The organism is Streptomyces sp. NPDC104106, from assembly GCF_055584345.1.
On sequence record NZ_JBVJMF010000003.1, the window covers coordinates 206,416 to 223,223 of the forward strand.

Genomic DNA, 16,808 nt, shown 5'->3' on the forward strand with positions numbered 1-16,808 from the left:
TCGTGGGCCCAGGCCCGCGGCCCGGCCAGCCGGGAGTCCGGGTGCCGCGGCACGCGCGCGTCTAACGCCCTCCGGTGAGCCCTTCGGCAGGCAGACCCCGCCACCACGTCCCCGCCGGCAGCTGCTCGCCCTTCATCACCAGGGTCAGCGCGGCGAGCCGGACGCGGGCGCCGACGACGGCGTCGTAGAGCACCACCGAGCGCGTGCCGACGGCCGCGCCGGGCCCCACGGTCACGGTCGACATCTTCATCACCCGGTCCTCGAAGAGGTGGGTCTGCAACGAGACGTGCGGCCCGATCGCGGCGTCGTCCCCCACCTCCACCAGGTCGAACTCCGTCAGATACGTCGTGCCGATCCAGGTGCGCCGGCCGATGCGCGCCCCGAACAGGCGCAGCACCGGCGCCAGGAACGGCGTGCCCACCAGGGCGCCCACGCCCGCGGGCACGGCCGCAGCCTCGAACAGGCCGGTGACGAACTCGGTACGGCGCACGAACAGGCTCCACAGTGGCTCGACGCGCGGCCGGTACCGGCCCGCCACAGCCCACTTCGCCAGCGCGCAGCACCCGATCACGGCCAGCAGCGCGGCCACGGCGAGGCACGGGGACACCAGCACGGTGACCAGCGGCGCGGTGTGCCGGGCGAGCAGGGCCAGGGCCGGCAGGGTCCCGTAGGCGCCGGCGGCGAGCAGCGTCGCCGGCAGGGTGACGCGGAAGAACTCGATGGCCAGGCGGCCGAGCACGGCACCGCGGGTGGGCTCGAACGTCAGCTTCTCGGGGAAGCGTCCGCTGTCCTGGCGCACCGGCAGCCGCAGCGCGGGCGAACCCAGCCAGGTGCTGCCCCCGGGCAGCCGGCCGCAGGGCGGCACACTGCCCACCCCGACGAGCGAGCCGGGCCCCAGCCGGGTGCCGGCCGGTACGAGCGCCGCATTGCCGACGAACGCGCGCCCGCCCACTTCGGTCGGCGCGAACGCCATGCGGTCGGCGGCGAAGGCGGCGACCCCGACCCCGGCCATGTCGGCGACGAAACCGCCCTCGTGGAGGGTGAGCAGGTCCGGGTCGATGTGCGCCACGGTCGACACCTCGGCGCGCCGGCCGACCCGGGCGCCGAGCAGCCGCAGCCAGGGAGCGGTGTACAAGGTGGCGTAGAGCGCGTTGGTGAGGACCAGGCTCTCCTCCAGCAGCTTGTCCGCGAACCACTTGCGCACCCCCAGGGCCGAGCGCGCGCGGTGGACCCCGGCCGGCGTGCGCGGCAGCACCGTCCGCTTCCCGACGGCGACCAGCAGGCACACCGTGGGCACGAAGAGGGGACCGAACAACAGGACCGCGGCCGCCGCGCCCGCGCCGCCGTACGCGCTCGCCCACCAGATCAGGGCGGCGCCGGGCACGGTCGCGGCGACCGGCACCGCCTCCAGGGCGGCGAGGCCGAGCAGGGTGCCGGCCAGGTGCCGGGGCCGCCAGCGGTCGGCCGGACCTCCGGCGGCCAGCATCGACTCCACGACGGGCGAGAGCGCCCCGACCGGCCGCGCGGGCGAGCCGGCGCGCCGCTCCGCGGCACCGATCACCTCGTCGGCGCCGGCCACCGACTGCTCGCCGAGCGCGGCGCCGGCGCCCAGTTCGGCCCCGGGTTCGCAGACGGCGCCCGCGCCGACGTACGCCCGTGCCCCGAGGGTGATCGGCGCGACGGTGAGCCAGCCGTCGGCGACCTGCCAGGGGCGCAGCGTGGCGCCGTAGCCGACCGCCGCGTCGGCGCCGACGCGCAGCAGCGCGGGCAGCCCGATCACGCTGGTGGCGATGGTGGCGCGCGGGCCGACCCGCGCCCCGAGGAGCCGCAGATACGGGCCCATCAGCGCCGACCCGCTGAGCGCGCGCAGCGGGCCGAGGCCGAGCAGCAGCACGTCGAGCGCCCACAGGCGCACGCATGTGGCCCCCCACAGCGGATACCGGCCGGGCCTGATCCCGTGCGCCAGCGGCCGGGCCAGCAGGACGGGGGCGAGCCAGCGTACGGCCAGGTAGCCGGCCGGTGCCGCGAGCGCCGTCGGCAGGACGCTCCCAGCCGGCAGCCGGCCGTGGTGCGCGGCGTACGACACGGCCGGCGGGGCCATGAGCAGCAGGAGCAGCGCGTACATGCCGGCCGCCTGGGCCAGACCCGCCCGCGCGATCCGGCCGCGGCCGTGCCGCAGGGGCGGCGCGGCCGTAGGCCGTGCGCCCTGGCCGGGCTGCTCCGGCCCGTCGTGGACGTGCTCCGTGAAGGTGCGGATGGTGGGGTGCTCGTACAGGTCGCGCAGGGTGGGGCCGGTGCCGCCGCCCTGTTCCCGCAGTACGGACACGACCCGCGCCGCGAGCAGCGAGTGCCCGCCGAGGTCGGTGAAGAAGTCAGCCTCGGCCGACAGTTCCCCGGGGGGCATGCCGAGCGCGCCGGCCCACACGTCCCGTACCCGCGCCTCCGCGGCGTCGCGGACCGGAGCCGCGCGACCGGCGGCCGGGAACCGGGCGGAGGGCGCCGGCAGCCGGTCGCGGTCGGTCTTGCCGCTCGCCGAGACGGGCAGCCGGTCGAGGACGTCGAGGCTCTGCGGGATCATGTAGGCGGGCAGAGCGCCGCGCAACCGGTCGCGCAGCCGGGCGGCGAGCGCCGGGACGTCTGCGCCGTCGCCGTTCGCCGCACGGACCACGTACCCGGCCAGTACCGGCTGCTGTCCCGGTTCCGCGCCCTCGCGCGGCCTGAGCGCCGCGGCCGCCTGGGCGACGTCCGGGTCCGCCAGCAGCACGCTCTCGATCTCCTCCAGGGACACCCGGTAGCCGCGGATCTTCACCTCGGCGTCGGCGCGGCCCAGGTACTCGATCTCCCCGTCCGCCGTCAGCCGGCCGAGGTCGCCGGTGCGGTACAGCCGGCCGCCCGCGGGCGCGAGCGGATGGCGGACGAAGCGGTCGGCGGTCAGGTCCGGGCGGCCGACGTAGCCGCGGGCGAGGCCGGGCCCGCCCAGGCAGATCTCGCCGACGGCCCCGCGCGGCACGGGCTCGCGGCGTCCGTCGAGGAGGACGGCCGTGTACGTCGGCAGCGGGCGTCCGATGGTGACGGGCCGGCCCGGGCGCAGTTCCTGGCAGGTCGCCGTGACCGTCGCCTCGGTCGGGCCGTAGGTGTTCAGCATGCGCCGTCCCGGCCTGCTCCACCGCTCCACCAACGCGGCCGGGCACGCCTCGCCGCCGACGACGACACAGCGGAGGCTCGGGAGGTCCCGCGGGAGCGTCGCCAGCAGGGTGGGCACGCAGTACAGGACGGTGACCCCGCACCGCTCCAGGAAGTCGGCGAGTTCGGGTCCGAGCCGGCCCGGGCCCGTGGGACCGGCGACGACCGTCGCACCGGCCGCCCACGTCGGCCAGATCTCCTCGATGGAGAAGTCGAAGGAGAGGGTCATGCCCTGGTACACGCGGTCGCCGGGCCGGACGCCGTAGACCGGGCCGACGACCCGCACGAAGTTGCGGATGCTCGACCGGGCGATCTCCACGCCCTTCGGCCGGCCGGTCGATCCGGAGGTGTACATGACGTACGCGGGCGGATCCGCGCCGCTCCCCAGTGCTTCGGCGGGCCGGGCGGACGGCTGCAGCGCCAGTTCCTCGGCGGCCGCGCGGACGTCGATGACCGGGCACCTGGGAGGCGCCGCCCCGACCGCGCCGGCCGCGAGGGCGGAGGTGGTCAGGACGGCGTCGGCACCGGCGTCGCCGAGGACGAACGCCGTCCGTTCGACGGGGGCCTCCGGGTCGACCGGTACGAAGGCCGCGCCCGCCTTGCACACACCGAGCAGGCTCACGTACATCTCCACGGACCTCGGCAGCAGCAGCGCGACGCGGCTGTCCGGGCCGAGGCCGAGGTCGCGCAGCCGGTGGGCCAGCCGGTTGGCCCGTACGTCCAGCTCGGCGTAGGTCAGACACCGGCCCTCGCAGTCGAGGGCCCCGGCGTGCGGGGCGCGGTCGCAGGAGGCCTCGAAGAACCGGTTCAGGCTCGCGGCCGTGGCGGTCCTGGAGCCGTGGCGCGCGGCGACCGGCGCGGCGGCGGTGTCGAAGGTCATCTCGTCGCTCCTGGAGTGCGGTGGTCCCCGAAAGCGTTCCGGTGGTCGTTGCCGCGGTCACGGGAGGCACAGCGGTCCCAGACACCCCTCCAGGCTGCCGGGCGCCCGCTGAGAGGACGCTGAGAGAACGGATCACAGCGGCTGGGGAGCGAGGGCGGCCAGGTAGGCGCCGTAGAGCAGGGACACCGTGGTGAGGGCCCCGTACAGCAGGCGGGTGCGGGGCGGGCGGCTGTGCCAGGCCGTCACCAGGGCACGCGCGGCCGGGATGAGCAGGGGGAACGCAGGGAGCAGAAAGCGCGGCCGGGACGAGAAGGGGCCGGACACCGCGACCACCAGCAGGAGCAGGACCCCCGCGAACACCACCAGTGGCAGCGGGGCGCGCTCCCGGCACAGCAGGCAGAAGAGCACGAGGCCGGCCAGCACGACCAGCACGGCCATCGGGAAGGTCGCTCCGGTGCCCTGTACCGGCATCGCGCGCAGCAGGCGCAGCGGGCCGACGCTGAGGTCCAGCTGGGACTTCCAGGCGCTCTGCACGCGGAAGTAGCCGTGCAGCAGGTCACCGGTCTGCGCGCCCACCCAGAGCGCGTAACCGATCCAGCCCAGCGGTCCGAGGGCGGCGCCGGCCCACAGCGCGGCCGGCACGCGCCCGCGCCGCCGTACGGCCTCGTACAGGGCGGCGACGGCGACGGCCACGGCGACGGCGATGCCGCTCGGCCGGGACAGGCCCGCAGCCAGCGCCAGCGCTCCCGCCGCCGGCCAGCGGCCGGTCAGCACGGCGTACAGGGACCAGGCGGCGCAGGCGCTGAAGAGGGACTCGGTGTAGGCGAGGCTCAGTACGACCGCGTGCGGGAGGACCGCCCACAGGGCGACGAGGGCGGTGGCGACCGCCCGGCCGTGCAGGCGGTGCCCGATCGCGTAGACGCCGTACGCGGCGAGCAGCGCGCAGCTCCAGGCGATCAGCAGTCCCGCCTGCGCCGTGGTGAGGGGCAGCAGATACCGCAGGCACCGGATGAGCGCCGGGTACAGGGGGAAGAACGCCCAGTCGGTCTGGACCGCGCCGGTCGGGGTGATGCGGACCTGGGTGCCGTAGCCGTGCTCGGCGATGTGCAGGTACCAGACGGAGTCCCAGGCGTGGACCAGGCTCCTGCCGAACGGGTGGCCGGCGAGCCGGTCGGCCGCCGCCACCACGGCGACGCCGGCCAGCCGGACGGCGGCGAACAGGGCGAGGGCCCGCAGGACACCCGGCGGACCCTCCACCGGCGGACGTCCGGCCCCGCCGGGCCGGTCGGGTCGCCGCAGCGCGGAGGACGTGCTCACCCTTTCGACCATGAGCGGCCGCGCATCAGGCCGCAATCCGGACTCCGCCCGCCGGAGCCGGGGAGCGGTGCTGCCCGGTGGCGGTCACGGGCCGTGGTGGTAGACGACTCCCGGCCTCAAGCGGGCGGTGCCGCCGAACAGTTGGGGGACGGTGACCAGGTGGTAGCCGCGGGCCTGAAGCGCGCGGACGATGACGGGGACGGTCGGCGGGGTGGTCGCGTACCGGTCGTGCAGGACGACGATCGAGCCCGGCCGCACGAGCCCCAGCACCCGGTGTTCGACGACGGGCGGATCGTGGAACTTCCAGTCCCGTGCGGTGACGCTCCACATGATCACCGCCATGCCCTGCTCCTTGGCCGCCGTCCGCACCCGCGCGTTCCACGCTCCGAACGGAGGCCGCAGGAGTGTCGGCCGGTGCCCGGTGACGGAGGCGATCTGGCGTGCCGCGGTCCCGATCTCGTCCTCGATCCGGCCGAGCGGGAGAGCGGTCAGATGCGGATGGGTGACGGTGTGGTCCCCGATCGCGTCCCCGGCCCGGTACTCCGCGAGCACGTCCGCGCGGTAGCGCAGCGCGTGCGGGCCGATGAGGAAGAAGGTGGCCGGGACACGCAGCTGGTGCAGCGTGTTCAGGATCGGGGCGGTGTACCGGGTCGGTCCGTCGTCGAACGTGAGGGCGACACACCGGATGACCCGGCAGTCGATCCCGTGGGCCGGCCCGGTGGCGGCCGGGGCGGCGGCCGGGCCCACGGCGCCGCCGACCGGCAGCGCGAGGGCCGCCAGGGTGACGAGCGCGCCGGGGAGACGCCCGTGACGGAGGCCGGACATGCCCTGCTCCTTCCGCCGAGGGGGCCGGGAGCAGCGGCCCCGGGTACGTCACCAGCTTCACGCGGGGGCGCTGAGAGGAGGCTGAGAACGGCCGGCCGCGGCGGCCTCCCGGCGCCGCTGGGCGGACCGCCGGGCTGGTGCCCCGGCAGGCAACGTCTGCCCGTCAGGGAGCGGAGTCCGGTGCTGTTGCCTGTTGGGGCACCAGCTAGCCCCTCTCCTCCTGCGCACGGGCCGCCCGGCGGGAGCGCAGGACCTCGGCGAACAGCGGGATCAGGGAGAGGACGACGATCAGGGCGACCAGCGGCAGCAGATAGCGGTCGACGTTCGGGATCGAGGAACCGAGCGCGTATCCGGCGAGCGTGAGACCGAGGCTCCACACCAGGCCGCCGGCCACCTGCCAGACGGTGAACGTCCGCGCCGGCACGCCGAGGGCGCCCGCCATCGGGTTGAGCACCGTGCGCACCACGGGGACGAAGCGGGCCAGGACGACGGCCTTCGCGTGGCCGTAGCGCTGCAGCAGTTCCTCGGCGCGCTGCGCCCCCTCGTGCAGCCGCTTGGAGCGGCTGTGGGCGAGCAGCGCCCCGCCCGCCCTGCGTCCGATGAGATAGCCGACCTGGGCGCCGACCAGCGCGCCGAGGGCCGCCGAGACCAGCAGCGGGCCGAGCGAGAGGTGCAGTTTCTGGTCGGACGAGCCCGTGCAGAGCAGGCCGGCGGTGAACAGCAGCGTGTCCCCGGGCAGGAAGAAGCCGATGAGCAGTCCTGTCTCGGCGAACATCACCACCCCGACGCCGATGACGCCGAAGGAGGCCAGCAGCGAATGGGCGTCCAGGATGTTGACGGCCAGCTGCGTGGCGAGGTGCGTCGGTGGTGCGGTCATAGGCCCCGAGCCTCCAAGAGAGTGACTACAAACATGTAGACGTTCAGTGAACTGTAGACGAGCGGCACGCGTGCGGTGTTCCCGGTGACTAACGGCCGCGGCGGTCCGGAGCACCGGTACCGGCAGGGCGAACGTCGCGCACCGTACCGGGGCGGGGCCACCCGTGGTCGCGGATCGGGCCGACCTCGTAGCCCCGCTCCGCGCAGGTGTCGAGGATGCGGGGGACCGCGCCCAGTGCCGAGCGCCAGGCGCCGGGGGCCGAGGTGCAGTCCGAGTCGTGCAGCAGGATCGTGCCGCCGCCGTCCAGGTCCGCGCTCACCGTCCGGTGGACCGACTCGGGCGTGGCCCGGGCCGTCCAGTCCTCGCCCCAGCAGGTCCACAGCACGGGCGTGAGCCCGAGGCGCCGGGCCGCCACGTGCGCGGCGGTGGACATGACCCCGTACGGCGGCCGGAAGAGCGTGGGCCGGGTGCCGGTGATGTCGCCGACCGTGTCGCGGGCGCGGGCGAAGTCGTCGTACGTCGCGCGCGGGCCGCGCAGCAGCAGCGGCCGGTGCCGCCAGCCGTGGACGCCGATCTCGTGGCCGGCCGCGGCGATCTCGCGCACCACCCCGGGGGAGCGGTGCGCCTCGCTGCCGAGCAGGAAGAAGGTGGCCCGCACCCCGCGCCGGTCGAGCAGGCGCAGGAAGAACGGGGTGGACAGCGGGTCCGGGCCGTCGTCGAAGGTGAGGGCGACGTGGTCCGGGCGGCCCCGGCCGGACAGGCGGGGCATGGTGCGATTGCGCAGTGGCCCGAAGGTCGAGACGACGGGCGCGCAGTGGACCGCGGCGAGGGCGGCGGCGGGCAGGGCGGCCAGCGCGGCGGTGCGCAGCGGGCGGGACGTCGTCACGAGTGGTGCCCCTCCCGGCCGAGAGCGGGTGTGAGCCGGTCCAGGTCGAGGCCGTGGCTCAGCGAGTGCATCAGCGCGGGTCCCTCGTACGTCGTCGCGACGCCGGTGCCGACGGCGCACGCCCACAGGGCGCAGGCCGCGGTGCCGGTGGCCGCGAGCCGCCGGCTGCGCAGGCGCCGCTGCCGGCCGGGCATCGGCGGCGGGGGCGGCGGGCCGGGATGGTGCAGGCGGGCTATCTCGGCCGCGGGACCGTCGTCCGGGCGTGCCGCGAACAACGCGAAGCCGGCGGCGCGTTGGCGCTGCCCCAGCGGGCCGGCGGTGAGGTCGCCGAGTGCGTCCTCGAGGTCGGCCGGGTCCTGGATCCAGACGGCCACGCCCGCTTCGTCCAGGGCGGCGGCGTTGGCCGGTCCGTGGCCCGGTATGCAGCGGTAGCTGGCCACGGGCAGGCCCGCGGCGAACGCCTCCAGGGAGGTCAGCCCGCCCGCGTTCTGGACGAGGACGTCCGCCGCGTGCATCAGGCCGGGCATGTCGTCGACCCAGCCGTAGGCGTAGTCGATGCCGTCCGCGCGCAGCTGCCGGGCCAGGGCCTCGTTGCGGCCGCAGACGACGACCGGTACCGCGGCCCCGCAGTCGCGCAGCTCCCGCGCGACCTGCCGGACTGGGCCCACCCCCCAGGACCCGGCGACCAGCAGCGCGAGCGGGGCGTGCTCCGGCAGGCCGAACCGCGCCCGCGCGCGAGCCCGTTCGAGCGGGTCGCCGGGGCGGAAGCGGGGATCGGTGACCGGCCCGCGCACCCGGACGTCCCGCGCCCCTGCGGCCCGCGCCTGGGCGGCGGGCACGGCGTGCGCGGCGAGGTGGACGTCCACGCCGTCCGCGACCCACAGCGGATGCACGGAGAAGTCGGTCAGGTACGTGACGACGGGGACGCTCAGGCGCCCGGTGCGGCGCAGGGCGCCCAGGACGCGGCTGGCGCCTGGGTAGGTGGAGACCACCGCGCCGACGTCGGGGCGCAGCGCGCGCAGCACGCGGTCCTCGGCGGCGCGCAGCAGGGCCCGGGCCGCGGGACCGCTGCCGTCGGCGCGTTCGGTGCCGGCGTAGATCCGCTGGTAGGCCCAGGGGGCGGCGACCAGCATGCGGTGGTAGCCGTCCCGGACGACCCGGCCGAGGCCGGCGGGCAGCAGGTCCAGCAGGTCGTGCCGGTCGACGGCGAAGCCGTCCGCGACCAGGCGGCGCTCCAGCTCGGCGGCGGCACCGTCGTGTCCGGCGCCGACGCTCGCCGAGACGATCGCGACCCGGCGCGAGACCGTCGCCGCGTCGCGGGGCGCCGGCAGGAGGCCCGCGGGCGCGGGCCTTCGCAGCGTACGTCCGGGATTGACCATGGGCTGTCCTCTGCGCAGGTGGAGGGGTGCGTGACTACAAGTTGTAGTAGTTCGCGGTTCGAAGCCCGGAGCATACCTCCTACAACTAGTAGGAGATGTCCGGGTAGCCTGTCCTGCGGAAAGGCGACGAAAGGGCGAACGTTGAACGGCTTCAGGAGCACCGGCACCCCCGGCAGACGGGCGCGCGGCGAACTGGAGAGCAATGTGCTCGCCGCCCTGTGGTCCGCCGAGGGACCCCTGACGGCCCGCCAGGTCCTGCAGCGGCTGTCCGGCGATCTGGCCTACACGACCGTCCTGACGATCCTGTCCCGGCTGTACGACAAGGGCATCCTCGTCCGCCACCGCGAGGGCCGCGGCTACGCCTACGAGCCGGCCCGTGACGAGGCCTCCCACACCGCGCACCGCATGAAGTCGCTGCTGGAGGGCGGTTCCGACCGCGAGGCGGTACTGACCCGCTTCGTCTGCGAACTGTCCGCGCAGGACGAGCAGTTGCTCCAGCAGCTGCTGTCCGGGCAGGAGGAGCACGACGGCCGCGACGGCGCCGGCCGCTGAGACGACGGGAAGTGAGCCGGTGCTGATCAGCGTCTATGTCCCGCTCGTCGTGACGGCCGTGCTGAGCGTCCTCGCGCCGCGGCCGGCCCGCCGGCTCGCCCCGCGCCCCGCCGCCTGGACCCTGGCCTGCACCGCGGTGGTGACCACCGTCGGCTGGACCGGGTCGCTGGCCCTGCTGGCGTTCACCGGGATCGCCCAGATACCCCAGGTGGCGGCGGAGGGGCGCTGGTCGGTGCCCGTGCTGCGGGCCGAGGACCCGGTCCACCGCACCGTCGCGATGGCCGGCACGCTCGTCCTGCTCGCCGGGTTCGTCTCCCTCGTCCGCGCCGCCGTACGGCAGACCCGTCACCTGCTGTGGGCCCGGCGCGAGTGCGCCCGCGTGCCCGGCGGAAGCGAACTCGCCGTTGTCGACACCGACACGCCCCAGGCGTTCGCGCTGCCCGGCGCGCCCGGCCGCATCGTCGTCTCGCGAGGCATGCTGCGCTGCCTCGACGACGCCGAACGCGAGGCCCTGCTGGCGCACGAACGCGCCCATCTGCGCGGCCGGCACCATCTGTTCCAGACCCTGTGGCGGCTCACCGCCGCCGTCAACCCACTGCTGCGGCCCCTGGCCGACGCGGGCGGTTACGTGCTGGAGCGCTGGGCTGACGAGGAGGCGGCGGCACACGTCGGCAGCCGCAGGGTCGTCGCCCGCGCGGTGGGGCGGGCCGCCCTCGCCTCCTCCCGCTCGTCGAGCCCGCCGGCGCTGGCGCTCACCGGGGGCGCGGTGCCCCAGCGGGTCCAGGCCCTGCTCGACCCGCCGCCGCCCCGCCGCACCCTGCCCATCGCCGGCGCCGCCCTGCTGCTCACGATGTGCTGCGCGGGCCTCGCCAACGCCGCCTCCGACAGCGACCGGATGGTCGACGACGCCCAGCGGGCCCAGTGCGCCGCGGCGGCCGCGCACCCCGGCGCGCCGCGCCCGGCGAACGCCGACCTCTGCTGCCGGCACCACGGGCGGGGGGAGCGGCGCGGATGACCTCCGCCCGCGCGACCGCTCCGGTCAGCGGGCCGCCCGGACCCGGCGAAGGGTGTCCCCGGCGATCCGGGTGGCGGCGAACTCCGTCCCGGCGACGAACCGCATCATGGGCCCGAACACCGGGGCGGCGAGCGAACCGGTGAAGTACAGGCCGGGTACGGACGACTCCAGCGTGCCCGCCAGCTCGGGAGCCTTGGACCCCGGCACGCACACCAGGTCCCGCCGCAGCGCGGGGGAGAGGAACGGCAGGGCGTCCAGGTCGAGCCGGTAGCCCGTGGCCGCGAGGACGTGGTCGACGGTCAGCTCCGCCTCGCCGGCGGGGTCGGCCAGGTGGAGGCGCACGGCGGGCCCCGGCGTCGCCTCGGCGTGCGTGACGCGGCACGCGGTGTGCACGCGTACGACGCCCTCGACCCGGTCCCGCAGCCACCAGCCGCCCGAGGGACCGAGCGCCCGCCGGAACAGCAGGAGCCGCGCGGAGGCGGGCAACCGCCGTACGGCGTGCGGCGCCCTGCACACCGCGGCCAGGACCCAGCCCGTGCCGAGCGGCGAGGCCGGCTGGGCGAGGCGCCGGGGCCACGGGCGGGACAGGACCGGGGTCGCCCCCCACCGCACCCGGCTCTCCCGGACCAGCACCCGCACCTCGGCGCCGGCCTCGTGCAGCAGCGCGGCGCTCTCCAGCGCGGACTGGCCCCCACCGATCACGGCGACCCGCTGCCCGGCGTAGCGCGAGAGGTCGGTGTGGTGACTGGTGTGCGACACCAGGGTCCCGATGCCGGGCCCTTCGGGCGCCAGCCCCCGCAACTCCCCGGGGACGTGGGCCAGTCCGTTCAGGCCGGTGGCCACGACGACGGTCCCGGCGGCCAGTTCCCGCCCGTCCGCCAGCCGGACCGTGAAGGCCGTACCCGTCCCGTCCCGGTCGAGCGACGCCACCCGGGCGGGGTCCACGTCACCGACGTGACTCTTCTGGAACCACTGCCCGTAGCGCACGAACACGTCGCACGGGATGGGCGTCAGCTCGGTCAGCTCCGGCTCGCCCTGGAGCCGGCGGAAGTCGGCGAGCCGGGCGCCCCGTCCGGGGGCGGACAGATCGGTGGCCGCCGGCGTCGACTTCAGGAACATCCCGGTGGCCATGGCGTGCCGCCAACTGCCCATCACCTCCCCGAAGACGCGCACCGGCACCCCGGCGGCCCGCAGATGCGCGGCCACCGACAGCCCGTACGGCCCCGCCCCGACCACGACGACCGGAAGCCCCGCGCGCCCGGTGAACCCCCGCTCGGCGGCAGGGCGTTGACCCGGAAGCGACTGCGTCATGCATCCCCCTGCTGGTCCGCTCGCCGCCTTCCCCGGGGCGGCGCGACACGTCGGGCCGGTGCGACCGCCGCCGCACTCGTCCCCCCTCCGCTGCCGAGTGTGACCTGTCATCCGCCGGCGGTGTGTGAAATCGGCGCACGTTGCCCGAAACATGGTCGAAGCGTGTGGGGCCCATTGCCATGCCGCGCGCCCCTGCCGCCGGGCCGCGAGCCCGGGCGGCCCTTGCGGGTCCCGGTGTTCGCGGCGAGGGGGGCGGGGGCGTGGCCGGTTGTGTGTGGGGGGAGCCTGGACAGCAGGCCCGCCATACCGCGGATGTCGGTGAGCGCGGAGAAGACCAGGCCGCCCGCGACGCCCGCCGCCAGGATCGCGCAGGCCGGGTGGACGGCGAGGCCGAGGACCAGGCCCAGCAGCACGCGTGTGCCGGCGGTGAAGCGCACCCGCCGCTCCACGGACCGGCCCGGCCTCGTGTCGCGGGCCGCGAGCCGTCCAGCCCGTGACCGGCGCCGGCCCAGGCGGTCGTACCGCCGGTCAGCGTGGCCGCGGGGACGCCCTGACCGGCGAGGAACGCGCGGGCGCCCGAGGCGCACGCCAGGAGCACCCCGCCGCGCTCGGCCGCGTGCCGGATCCCGGGCAGCGCGCGCCGCAGCCGGTCCACGGGGATGTTCAGGGCCCCGGGCAGACGGCCGGAGGCGTACTCGCCGGGGGTGCGCATGTCGATGACGGTGAACTGATGTGATCCTTTGCTGCTCGTCGCCGCGCCGCGAGGAATCCGCCGCCCACGCCGAGCACGCCGAGATCGGCGAAAGTGGCCCGTGGGAGAGTCCGCGGGGCACCCGCGCGTCCGGCACGCGGCGTGCGGTGAAGCCAGTCGGGTGATCGACAGGCCGGTCCGGGCTCGGGTGCCGCCTGTCGTGGGCCACGGCGGAGAGACTGCGGCCATCCCAGTGGAGGTGGCGAACAGGATGCTGAGCGACAGCACAACGACGATCGTGGCCGAGCGGCCGCTGGTGGCGGACGTCGTCGCCGGCGCGCCGCGCGTGGCGGAGATCGCGGCGCGGTGCGCCGAGGAGACGGAGGCCGCCCGGCGGCTCGCGCCCGAGGCGGTCGAGGCGGTGCGGGAGGCCGGCTTCGCCCGGCACTTCGTCCCCGCGGCCTTCGGCGGCGCCGACGGCCGCTTCACGGACATGACCGCGGCGGTCACCGTCGTGGGACAGGGCTGCGCCTCGGCGGCCTGGGCGGCCTCGCTGTCCGCGTACGCCGCCCGCTACGGGGCCTTCCTGCCCCTGGAGGGACAGGCCGAGATCTGGGCGGACGGGCCGAACGCCCTGATGGCGGGCGCGCTCATGCCGGCCGGTCGGGCCGAGCCGCACTCCGGCGGCTGGCGGCTGAGCGGCGAGTGGAAGTACATCAGCGGAGTGCGCTTCGCGGACTGGGTCTTCGCCTGCTCCGCCGTGCCGAACGGGCAGGCGGGTCCCGACGGGCGTCCCGAGGTGCGGTTCTTCGCGGTGCCCCGGGCGGACATCACCGTGAAGGACACCTGGTTCACGTTGGGCATGCGCGGGACCGGCAGCGACACCATGGTCCTGGACGACGTCTTCGTGCCCGCGCACCGGAGCCTGTCGAGGTTCGACATCAACGCGGGCCGGGCGACCGCCTCCGAGGCCCGCTGCCACACCGTTCCCGTGGACGCCCTGAACGCCCTGCCCCTCGCCGTCCCGGTGCTGGGTGCCGCGCGGGGAGCGCTGCGCGTGGCCGCCGAGCAGACCATGCGGCGGGTCGACCGGCGCGGCGCCCCGGTGCGGGAGAGGCCGCCGGTGCAGATCGAGCTGGCCCGCTCGGCCGGCGAGGTGGACGCCGCCGAACTCCTCATGCAGCGGGCCGCCCGGGTCGCCGACGGCATCGAGCAGGCCCGGGAGGGCGAGGCGGCGGTGCGCGGGCCCCGGGACCTCGCCCTGGCGGTCGGCATGCTGGTGGCGGCCGTCGACCGGCTCTTCACGTCGGGCGGCACCTCTGCCCACTTCGACTCCGACCCCCTCCAGCGGTTCTGGCGGGACGTCACCACCGCCGCCTCCCACGTGATCTTCGACTTCGAGACCGCCGGAGCGGCCTTCGGGGCCTGGGCGCTCGGCGCCGAGGGAGCCGGGATCCGGCGCTGATCCGCCGGTTCCCCGTCTCTCCCGGACGACAGCGCGGCCTGGGGCGGTCCCTGGCGCCGCCGCCACGGCCGTCGTACGGTGCGCCGGGCGCGCCCGCCCCATCGGCCGGGAAGCCGCCCCGCGACGAGCGGGTACACCCCCACGACGAGGACCGGTGCGCGGCTCGGAGGGGCTCACCGCGTCGTACGGCGGCTGCCCCCGGCGCCCACCGGCCGGGGGCCTGGGCCGGACTGTACGGCGACGATCCGCGCATTCCGTACGCGCCCCTCGTTCGACACCCGCGCCCGGCGCAGGCGCTCGCGTGTCTCGCGACGGCCGGCCACGAGACGCCCGGCGCGCGCTGAGCGTGCTTCTGCTGCAGCAGCTTTCGCGCGGTGCAGTAGCTTCTCGACTCCGCCTGGAAACCGGTCCGCCGGACCCCCGACACAGCCGGAGCGTCACCCATGCCCCGAGAAGCGCCCTACCTGGCGATGGCCGCCGCGTTGCGCGACCGCGTCGTGTCGGGAGAGTGGGACATCGGCGCGCGACTGCCGTCGCGGGCCCGCCTCGCCGAGGAGTACGGGGTCGGGCGCAACGTCGTGCGGCGGGCCATGGACCTGCTGATCGCCGACGGCCTCCTCGAAGGCCGCGCCGGCTCGGGCACCTATGTGCGCACACCGACCGAGCGGCTGCGGCTGGTCCGCTCCCGGCACCATGAGCGCCGGGGCGGCTCGCCGCTGTTCGCGGGAGCGTTCGCCGGTACGCGCGAGCGGGGCCGGGCCGACGCCTGGGACGCGTACAGCCAGGTGCGGGTGCCGGCTCCCGAGACGATCGCCGAGCGGCTGCGCATACGCCCCGGAGACCTCTGCGTCACCACGCACTACGAGTTCCTCGCCGGCGGCCACCCCGTCCAGCTCTCCGAGTCCTGGGAGCCGATGGCGATCACGGGCGGAACACCGATCGCGCTGCCCGAGACGGGCCCCCTGGCGGGCAAAGGGGTGCCGGAGCGCATGCGCTCCCTCGGCATCGTCGTCGACACGGTGGTCGAGATGCCGCGCCCGGCCCGCGCCACCCGGGCACAGGCGCACCTGCTGGGAATCAGCGCCGGAGACCTCGTCCTGCGGATGGAGCGGACCCTCTACGCCACCGACGGGCGCCCGGTGGAGACCGCCGACATCGTCATCCCGGACGCCCGCCGGGCCGTCGTCTACGAGTTCGGCGTCGGCCGGTGACGCGCCGGCGGCCCGCGGCCCGGCCGGGCCTTCTGCGCGATCCCGATGTCGGGCGCCTCTTCGCCGCCACCGCGTTCGGTCAGCTGGGTGACCGCATCATTTTCCTGGCCCTGCCGCTGGTCGCGGTCGTGGCGCTGGACGCCGACGCGTTCCAGGTCGGGCTGCTGACCGCGATGACCACGGCGGGCTCGCTGCTGATCGGGCTGCCGGCGGGCGCGTGGGTGGACCGCGTGCGCAAACGGCCGGTGATGATCGGCGCCGACCTGGCGCGGGCGCTGCTCCTGCTGGCGGTCCCCGTGGCGTGGTGGGCGCGTGTGCTGACGATCTGGTGGTTGTGCGCCGTGGCCCTGGCGCACGGGCTGCTGACCGTGTTCTTCGACGTCGCCTACGTCAGCTGTCTGCCCCACCTGGTGGGCCGGGAGAACCTTCTCGAAGGGACCGCCAAGCTCTCGGCCGTCCGCTCGCTGACCGGCATCGGCGGACCCGCGATCGCGGGACCGCTGGTCGGGTGGGCCGGGGCGCCGGCCGCGCTCCTGGCGAGTTCGGCCGGAATGGCCGCGTCGGGGCTCCTCACGCTCCGCATCCGCACACCCGAGGAGAGGCCGGCGGCGAGCGGGAGCCGGCCCGTATGGCGGGACATCAGGGAGGGGACGGTGTTCGTTCTCGGGCACCGGGTCCTGCGCGCCACCATCGCGGGGGACGCGATGTTCAACCTCTTCCTCGTCCTCTACCAGACCATGCTCCTGGTCCACCTGGAACGCGGGATCGGCCTCGGTTCCCTGGGTGTCGGGCTCGTGCTGTCGGGCATGGGCTGCGGCGCGCTGTTGGGTGCCCTGGTCGCCGGCACGCTCGCACGGCGGCTCCGGAGGGGCCGGGTCATCTGGCTCGCGCCCCTGCTCACCTGTCCGCTCACCGCCCTGCTGCCGGCCGCGCGGCCGGGCTGGAGCCTGTACGCCGCGGCGGTGGGGCTCGCGGCCCTGTCCTTCGGCGGAGTCGTCCGCGTGGTGGCGCAGTCGAGCCTCCAGCAGGCCCTCACCCCCGACCGGCTCCTCGGGCGGATGAACGCGACGGCACGGTTCGTCTCCTGGGGCGGCATTCCGCTGGGGGGCCTGCTGGGCGGGGTCTGCGGCGCGCTGTGGGGAGCGGCGGCGACCCTGTGCATCGGCGCGGCGGGCATGACGCTGAGCTGCCTCGTCCTGCGGCGCGCGAGCTGAGC

At 75.9% G+C, this 16,808-nt stretch carries 12 protein-coding genes and 1 pseudogene; 5 read left to right on the plus strand and 8 right to left on the minus strand.

Annotated features, from left to right (window positions below):
• Window positions 1–61 precede the first annotated feature (61 nt).
• From ACZ60X_RS08295 to ACZ60X_RS08320, 6 genes are all read right to left on the minus strand, one after another.
• A complete protein-coding gene (locus ACZ60X_RS08295; protein WP_469594899.1) occupies window positions 62–4,063 on the minus strand; it encodes a Pls/PosA family non-ribosomal peptide synthetase in 4,002 nt (1,333 codons plus the stop codon).
• Window positions 4,064–4,195: 132 nt separating this feature from the next.
• Window positions 4,196–5,380, minus strand: a complete 1,185-nt coding sequence (locus tag ACZ60X_RS08300) for a hypothetical protein (RefSeq protein ID WP_469594902.1) — start codon at window positions 5,378–5,380, stop codon at window positions 4,196–4,198.
• An 84-nt stretch (window positions 5,381–5,464) separates the two neighbouring features.
• Window positions 5,465–6,205, minus strand: coding sequence for a polysaccharide deacetylase family protein (locus ACZ60X_RS08305; RefSeq protein ID WP_469594904.1), 741 nt, complete (start codon window positions 6,203–6,205; stop codon window positions 5,465–5,467).
• A gap of 205 nt (window positions 6,206–6,410) precedes the next feature.
• The gene (locus tag ACZ60X_RS08310) at window positions 6,411–7,082 is read right to left on the minus strand and encodes a DedA family protein (RefSeq protein WP_469594907.1); all 672 of its coding nucleotides are present in this window, start codon (window positions 7,080–7,082) and stop codon (window positions 6,411–6,413) included.
• An 88-nt stretch (window positions 7,083–7,170) separates the two neighbouring features.
• Window positions 7,171–7,968, minus strand: coding sequence for a polysaccharide deacetylase family protein (locus tag ACZ60X_RS08315; RefSeq protein ID WP_469594911.1), 798 nt, complete (start codon window positions 7,966–7,968; stop codon window positions 7,171–7,173).
• Complete coding sequence (locus ACZ60X_RS08320) at window positions 7,965–9,347, minus strand: MGDG synthase family glycosyltransferase (protein WP_469594914.1); 1,383 nt, start codon at window positions 9,345–9,347, stop codon at window positions 7,965–7,967. Before ACZ60X_RS08320 ends, ACZ60X_RS08315 begins: the two co-directional genes overlap by 4 nt.
• 141 nt (window positions 9,348–9,488) lie before the next feature.
• Between ACZ60X_RS08320 and ACZ60X_RS08325 the strand changes: the two genes are divergently transcribed.
• On the plus strand, window positions 9,489–9,899 hold the full coding sequence (locus ACZ60X_RS08325; protein WP_469594916.1) for a BlaI/MecI/CopY family transcriptional regulator: 411 nt from the start codon (window positions 9,489–9,491) through the stop codon (window positions 9,897–9,899).
• A 19-nt stretch (window positions 9,900–9,918) separates the two neighbouring features.
• On the plus strand, window positions 9,919–10,914 hold the full coding sequence (locus tag ACZ60X_RS08330) for a M56 family metallopeptidase (RefSeq protein WP_469594918.1): 996 nt from the start codon (window positions 9,919–9,921) through the stop codon (window positions 10,912–10,914).
• A gap of 24 nt (window positions 10,915–10,938) precedes the next feature.
• On the opposite strand, the gene ACZ60X_RS08335 is transcribed toward ACZ60X_RS08330, so the two are convergent.
• The gene (locus tag ACZ60X_RS08335; protein ID WP_469594921.1) at window positions 10,939–12,225 is read right to left on the minus strand and encodes an FAD-dependent oxidoreductase; all 1,287 of its coding nucleotides are present in this window, start codon (window positions 12,223–12,225) and stop codon (window positions 10,939–10,941) included.
• A 107-nt stretch (window positions 12,226–12,332) separates the two neighbouring features.
• Window positions 12,333–12,994 (minus strand): annotated as a pseudogene (locus ACZ60X_RS08340) (rhodanese-like domain-containing protein).
• 193 nt (window positions 12,995–13,187) lie between these two features.
• Here ACZ60X_RS08340 and ACZ60X_RS08345 point away from each other — a divergent pair.
• The 3 genes from ACZ60X_RS08345 (at window position 13,188) to ACZ60X_RS08355 (ending at window position 16,806) form a co-directional block, all read left to right on the plus strand.
• The gene (locus tag ACZ60X_RS08345) at window positions 13,188–14,381 is read left to right on the plus strand and encodes an acyl-CoA dehydrogenase family protein (protein ID WP_469594923.1); all 1,194 of its coding nucleotides are present in this window, start codon (window positions 13,188–13,190) and stop codon (window positions 14,379–14,381) included.
• Between the two features lie 443 nt (window positions 14,382–14,824).
• Window positions 14,825–15,592, plus strand: coding sequence for a GntR family transcriptional regulator (locus ACZ60X_RS08350; RefSeq protein ID WP_469594929.1), 768 nt, complete (start codon window positions 14,825–14,827; stop codon window positions 15,590–15,592).
• Window positions 15,589–16,806 carry an MFS transporter gene (locus ACZ60X_RS08355; protein WP_469594931.1) on the plus strand — a complete coding sequence of 406 codons (1,218 nt, stop codon included), beginning with the start codon at window positions 15,589–15,591 and terminating at the stop codon, window positions 16,804–16,806. Before ACZ60X_RS08350 ends, ACZ60X_RS08355 begins: the two co-directional genes overlap by 4 nt.
• Window positions 16,807–16,808 lie beyond the last annotated feature (2 nt).

Excerpts from the sequence above, each read along its gene's own strand:
- ACZ60X_RS08320 (WP_469594914.1), bottom strand. The coding sequence starts at position 9,347 with ATGGTCAATCCCGGACGTACGCTGCGAAGGCCCGCGCCCGCGGGCCTC.
- ACZ60X_RS08295 (WP_469594899.1), bottom strand. The coding sequence starts at position 4,063 with ATGACCTTCGACACCGCCGCCGCGCCGGTCGCCGCGCGCCACGGCTCC.
- ACZ60X_RS08305 (WP_469594904.1), bottom strand. The coding sequence starts at position 6,205 with ATGTCCGGCCTCCGTCACGGGCGTCTCCCCGGCGCGCTCGTCACCCTG.
- ACZ60X_RS08345 (WP_469594923.1), top strand. The coding sequence starts at position 13,188 with ATGCTGAGCGACAGCACAACGACGATCGTGGCCGAGCGGCCGCTGGTG.
- ACZ60X_RS08350 (WP_469594929.1), top strand. The coding sequence starts at position 14,825 with ATGCCCCGAGAAGCGCCCTACCTGGCGATGGCCGCCGCGTTGCGCGAC.
- ACZ60X_RS08310 (WP_469594907.1), bottom strand. The coding sequence starts at position 7,082 with ATGACCGCACCACCGACGCACCTCGCCACGCAGCTGGCCGTCAACATC.
- ACZ60X_RS08335 (WP_469594921.1), bottom strand. The coding sequence starts at position 12,225 with ATGACGCAGTCGCTTCCGGGTCAACGCCCTGCCGCCGAGCGGGGGTTC.